3 protein-coding genes and 1 pseudogene are annotated in these 5,773 nt (G+C 54.5%); all 4 read right to left on the reverse strand.

The features are described from left to right. Positions 1-221 precede the first annotated feature (221 nt). Positions 222-2,264 (reverse strand): molybdopterin-containing oxidoreductase family protein, encoded by a 2,043-nt coding sequence (locus C8N45_RS22785; protein ID WP_168769580.1) that lies wholly within the window; start codon positions 2,262-2,264, stop codon positions 222-224. 466 nt (positions 2,265-2,730) lie between these two features. Further along, positions 2,731-3,459, reverse strand: coding sequence for a M48 family metallopeptidase (locus C8N45_RS22790; RefSeq protein WP_108389335.1), 729 nt, complete (start codon positions 3,457-3,459; stop codon positions 2,731-2,733). Then, positions 3,456-5,465 (reverse strand): type I restriction endonuclease subunit R, encoded by a 2,010-nt coding sequence (locus C8N45_RS22795; RefSeq protein ID WP_181868946.1) that lies wholly within the window; start codon positions 5,463-5,465, stop codon positions 3,456-3,458. Before C8N45_RS22795 ends, C8N45_RS22790 begins: the two co-directional genes overlap by 4 nt. Positions 5,466-5,473: 8 nt before the next feature. After that, positions 5,474-5,773, reverse strand: a pseudogene (locus tag C8N45_RS23850) (helix-turn-helix domain-containing protein); the annotation flags it as partial.

The raw sequence follows: 5,773 nt of genomic DNA on the forward strand, positions 1-5,773 counted from the left end.
TTGGCCGTGTAAAACGTCCGCGTCCGGTACTTCATCGTAAACACTCCATCTTTCCAAAAAGATTAAAGTGTTGCGTCGACCCATTGAAACCGCCCCCGCATAGCGGTCATTCGTGCCTGACGCAGCGAACGGCAGCTCCGAGCCCAATGTCACCGATGCTGCGCTGCAGACGAATGTCGGCTTAGGAGGCACAGCTCCAACGCCCGTTAAGTTTCATGGGTTCATTCGCTTTCTTGAAGCAGTGAGATCATCACATGTGCTCCGTAGTTGGACTGGCCTACTGAGAAGGCAAAGGTATCCAAAGCTGACTCTGGCAAAACCGATGACGCATCGGTAAGCGCGTTCAATCCCGGCCATCCGTCCCTGATCCAGACAGTCCCGGTCGGAATACGAGCAGTGACTTTTGCGCGTGCGCGGAACGCACCTCGTTCGTTGGATACTTCAATTTCGACCGCATTTGCAATTCCACGTTCCTTTGCATCGTCAAGAGATATCCAAAGGTCGGCTGCATCTTCGCGCGCCGCAAGCGTGGGTAGCGCACGCGCATGATCATAGAATGAATGAAAATGTGCGAACGTCCGACCGTGGGCCAGATGAAGCCAGCCTTGTTCTCCATCTGGCTCGGTGCAGGTCGGAAGCGGCGAGAGCCCCATGTCGGCGGCACGCTGCGAATAGAACTCGATTTTGCCTGACGGCGTGGTAAAGCGGAAGTCTGGGTAAGCGACGGGGGAGACCTTCAGCGCCGCACGCCCGCCATTGGCTCGCATTGACGCTACTGTCGCGTGGCCTGTTGCATGGTGGTCCAGAGCCGCGTTCATCGCATCTTCCTGGCTGTCCCAAGGATAGACATCTTCGACACCTAGCCTCTGCGCGAGACCCTGATACAGATGATAAACGGGCTTAGCATCTCCTTGTGCCGGAAGAGCTTGGTCCGAGAGATGCACATAGGTGTTTGTGGACTTTGCACCGATTTCCTCCAGCCAGATTGTCCCTGGCAGAACGATGTCTGCGACCTCGCGGATCATTTGGTTAGGGAATATATCATAGGCCACAACAAGGTCAGCTTTACCCAGAGCAGCTCGCATTCGGTTCGTATCCGGAAATGAAGATAGGACGTTCGACCCGATTGAAACGAAGACTTTTACGTCTCCTCCTTCGAGGGCCGCGATAATGGCCTCCATCTGGTTGGGGATGTAGCGACCCGGCTTGCGTCTATCGGCAGCCGACAAATCGACAAACCCCGCACCGTGGCTTCGCCCGCCATGGCGTGGCCCGATGCCGCCTCCTGGACGACCGAAATTGCCGGTCAAGCCAGGGAGACACGAGATTGTCCGCGCCGCGTCCCAAGTGTTGTTGCCTTTGTGAAGAGATGAGCCGCCAATCACAATCATGGCGGCCCGCGATGAAGCATATGAGCGGGCCAAAGCGGTGATCTGTTCGTGGGAAACGCCCGTTTGCTTTTCGGCCCATTGCGGCGTCATCGGTTTGATATGTTGGGCCAAAGCCTCGAAACCAACGGTATGAGCCTCGATAAAGGCCTTGTCCCACAACTCGTCTTCCAGGATGACCTGTATCATAGCCAACGCAATTGCTGCATCCGTGCCCGGCCTGACAAGAACCACGTCATCCGCCAGCGCTGAGGCTTCGGTTCTTCGCACGTCAATTACCACGATCCGCGCGCCGCGCCGTTTTGCAATCTCGACATGTTTCAGCGTCGCAGCCTGACTGACAGTATTTGCACCCCAAAGAATGACCATTTCTGAGTTTGCACTCAGGTCTTCCTTGGTCGAGGTCTCAAGTGCGCCTGTGATGCCAACGCCGAACCCTCCCAATCCCCAACAGATCATTGCCGGGTTCCAGAACTGGCAGCCATAGAGGTTTGCAAATCTGTCCATCTGTGCGCGCTTCAAGCCAAAGGCATAGTCATTCGCCCAGTTTCCGTGTCCCTGCCAAAAACCGACGGCCTCTCTACCCACGGCTTGCATATGGGTCGCCATCACGTCCAATGCGCCGTCCCAAGTGGTCTCGGACCAATCTTCGCTGCCGCGCTTCGTCCGTGTTAGTGGCGTAAGGAGCCGGAGATGGTTCGATACGATCTCGTGGGCAGCTTTGCCGCGCATGCACAAGAACCCTTCGCTGTCTGGGTTCGTATCATCACCCTTTATTGACGCAAGCTGGCCATCTTCAACAGAAACATTCATCCCGCAAAGCGTCGGATGACAATTCATCGGACACATGGTCTTGTAATTCTGTCGCTTGGTCATGTCGCGTCCGATCATAGCTTTGAAACAGACTAAGCTGCATAGGCTCTTCCTGACCAGAAATTCTTGAATTGCGTAGAGACGGTGCAAAATCAGACGCCAAATTACAGATGAAGCCATAAGGCGAGCTTGGGAATTCCGATTTGCGGTCTCCGAAAGCCGACATTGGCGCAACCACAGCGAAATCTCACTTCGTCCGCACTGCTGCCACTCGCCACCTGAAAATGTTACAGGATCGACGAATGGCCGGTTCGGTGAAGCTGCGGCGCGGCACCAGTGCCAGACATCAAGGTCCGCTGTGGGCCGATCTCAACGACCCAAGTACGAACAGACGTAGGAGCCATCGTCCTTTACAAGAGCGCATGAACGTAACCTGCGATCAAAGTCATCCCTAGTCTCCGACTTCAAAAAGGGCTGGCTGATAGCATATCCATCACGGTGTTTAGTCGACTTACAGAGCTCCAAAAGCCTATTCGCCCAATAATACCTCAACTAGGCCATCCAGATCGTGTTTCGTCTTTTCCCAATTGTCGGCGTGTGCATTGATCAACGTCCAGAAGTCAGCACCATGATCATGGTGCTTAAGGTGCGCAAGTTCATGCACCAGAACATAGTCAATGCACTGTCGAGGCGCTTTGATTAGATGTGGGTTCAAGATAACCTCTCCCGCGGGTGAGCAACTCCCCCATTGGCGTGTCATTTCCAGCAAACGGAACGGCGGTGAGACCTCTAGCCAGGGTAGTTTCACAGTGAGAGCATCGATGCGGCGGGCAAAGTAGTCTCGCCCTTTGACGCGATACCAAGCCCGTATGCGGCCTTTAATATCGTCCTCAGTGCGGTTAGCGGTTTCCACTTCCAAACGATTTCCTCGAAGCCTTACGGGTAATGGTTTGCCATCGACGGGTATGACTTTCAGTACGTACCTTCGGCCTAGATATAGGACCTGCTCTCCGGACACATATTCCTTGGGGCGGACATGCGCGTATCGCTCCTGGGCTTCGTTAACATGGTTGATTACCCACCGTGCTCGTCTCTGAACAGCGCGCTTGATCGTATCCTCCGAGAAACCATTAGGTGCATCGACAGTAACCGAGCCATCTGGATTGACATGGATCGCCACGCGAGATTTCCGACCATCGGCATAGGTCACCTGATACGGTATGCGATTGTCGCCGTATGATAGTACAAAACCCGTCATTGTTTGTTCGCACCAGCGCGGACGATTCCGACGATCTGGTCAATCAACGCATTAGCCGCGTCTAGACCACCAAGCAACGTGAAGTAGCGTGGTAGTAGGGCTTTGCATATCTCTGACTCGATACTGCCAGGGTTGATGGAATGGGTCTGCACAGCGTCATCGACGGTGGTATCAATGTGCATGGCCTCTTCGACCATCGTGTCCTCAGGATGCTGGGCTTCACCTAACTGTTCCAGCAACGCACCGTAGTAGGCTGCGGCCCTAGGGTGGTCCTTAAGACGGTCTGGCACACCCGGCGTGTTACGCGCCGCTACCTGCTCTTCAAGGTCTTTGAAGAGAGTATATTGCTTGCCTGGGTGATCGAACATCGCCTCGGCAGCCTCAATGGTCTTCCGGATGCGCGTCTTTATGACATCGGCTTCTGTCCGCGTCTTCTCGTCAGACCAATCTTCAGGGTCTTCCAACTGACCGAGCGTGTCCACACGGATGAACCCCTCAGGATCAACCACCTGCTGCCCGATGACCTGTTTGTCGACCATCCGTCGGATTTGATCTTCGTATTCAGAGAAATCCACGGTCTCCTGCGCATCACGCTTGGCCTGCACTCGCAGTTCCGTGAAAAACCTTAAGTCCTGTTTGTATCGCTGGATTGTCTTTTCATCGAACGCGCCATCCTCAAAGAACGTACGCGATGACAGAGCCAACTTCAGGCACATACCAAACTCGGTCAGAGCGTCGTAGAAATCTTCGCGGATCTTTTGATTGGCATCGACGCTGTGTCCCGTGCCGTCATCCTCTGTTCGTGGCACAAGGACGCGGCGGAACTGCTCGGTGTCCTGCTTGTTCTTTACCGCTGAGAAGATGGCCCACAGCGCATCTTGCAGCCCTGGTAGGCGTTTGTATTCGACAGAGACGTTGCTGACGGTGCCTGCCAGATCGTCGATGTCGTAGCCTGCCTGGGTCCGTGCAGCGAGGTCTTGGTAATCTTGGATCGACGTATCAAGTTCGGCCAAGATGCCGCGGTAGTCTATGAGGTAGCCGAATTGCTTGGCCTCATGCAGCCTGTTCACCCTTGCAATAGCTTGAAGCTGATTGTGCCCCTTGAGGTGCTTATCAATGTAGAGAACCGCGTTGCGGGGCTCATCGAAGCCAGTCAGCAGCTTATCCACAACGATTAGAATGTCAGGAGGGCCATCGGTGCTAAACCGTTCGATAACATCGGCCTCATAGGTATCAACATCATTGCCGACGTTCATCTTCCACCAGGTTTGGACCTCTGGAGTCTTCGTTTCATCGGTATCCTCATGACCTTCACGGGTATCAGGGGCCGAAATCACAACGGCGCTGGTCACCATGCCAGTATCGTCCAGTGCCTTCTTGTAACGGATCGCGGACAGCTTGCTGTCCGTCGCAAGTTGAGCCTTTAGGCCAAGACCAAGTTTCGCAAAGTTCTCAGTGAAGTGAGCCGCGATGTCCCATGCGATCAAGTCGATCCGGCCATCGGCACCATAGACTTGGCCTCGGCTGGAGTATTTCTGCTTCAGGTCGGACTTCTGGCTGTCAGAAAGCCCCGTTGTGATCTTGTCGAACCAGGCATCAATGGCAGTGTCGTTGATATCAACGATTGGCTTGCGCTCTTCATAGACCAATGGGGTGACTGCACCGTCTTCAACCGTGTCCTGCATCGTATAGGCATGAAGGATCGGACCAAACTTGTTACGAGTCTTATCCTCCTTCAGCAGTGGTGTCCCTGTGAAGGCGATGAAGGCCGCATTGGGCAGAGCTTGACGCATCCGTTCATGGTTCTCTCCACCCTGGCTGCGGTGTCCCTCATCGACCAGGACGATGATCTTGTCAGATGTGTTCTTGCACTCTGGCAGCTTGGTGGCCGAATTGAACTTTTGGAGCAGCGTGAAGATGATCCGTTCTGATCCAGCCCCGATCCGCTTGGCCAGATCACGCCCCGACTGCACCTTGGAGGTCTCACCCTCCTTTTTGGTGGCCACGGCGGACTCGACAGTTCCGTTTCCTGCAAGGCGAAGTCGACAACCTTGCGCTTCACCTCGTCAGGAACGCGGTTCCAAACGTGTTTTGGCCTCGGTGATTGATCCTGCAATCCAGCCTCACCACGCTGCAGATATCGATCATACCAGCGATAAAATGTGGTGCGTGGAATGCCGAGCTTGGTCAGCGTCAGACGTGCCGACAGATGGCTTTCTTCGACCAGCCGGATAATCTCAAGTTTCTCAGATGCGGCATATCTCATTCGTGGTCGCCCCCATCCCCTGTCATGCTTTTTTTGAGAAGACGCAGT

Origin of the sequence: Yoonia sediminilitoris (assembly GCF_003058085.1) — a bacterium.
Taxonomy (GTDB): domain Bacteria; phylum Pseudomonadota; class Alphaproteobacteria; order Rhodobacterales; family Rhodobacteraceae; genus Yoonia; species Yoonia sediminilitoris.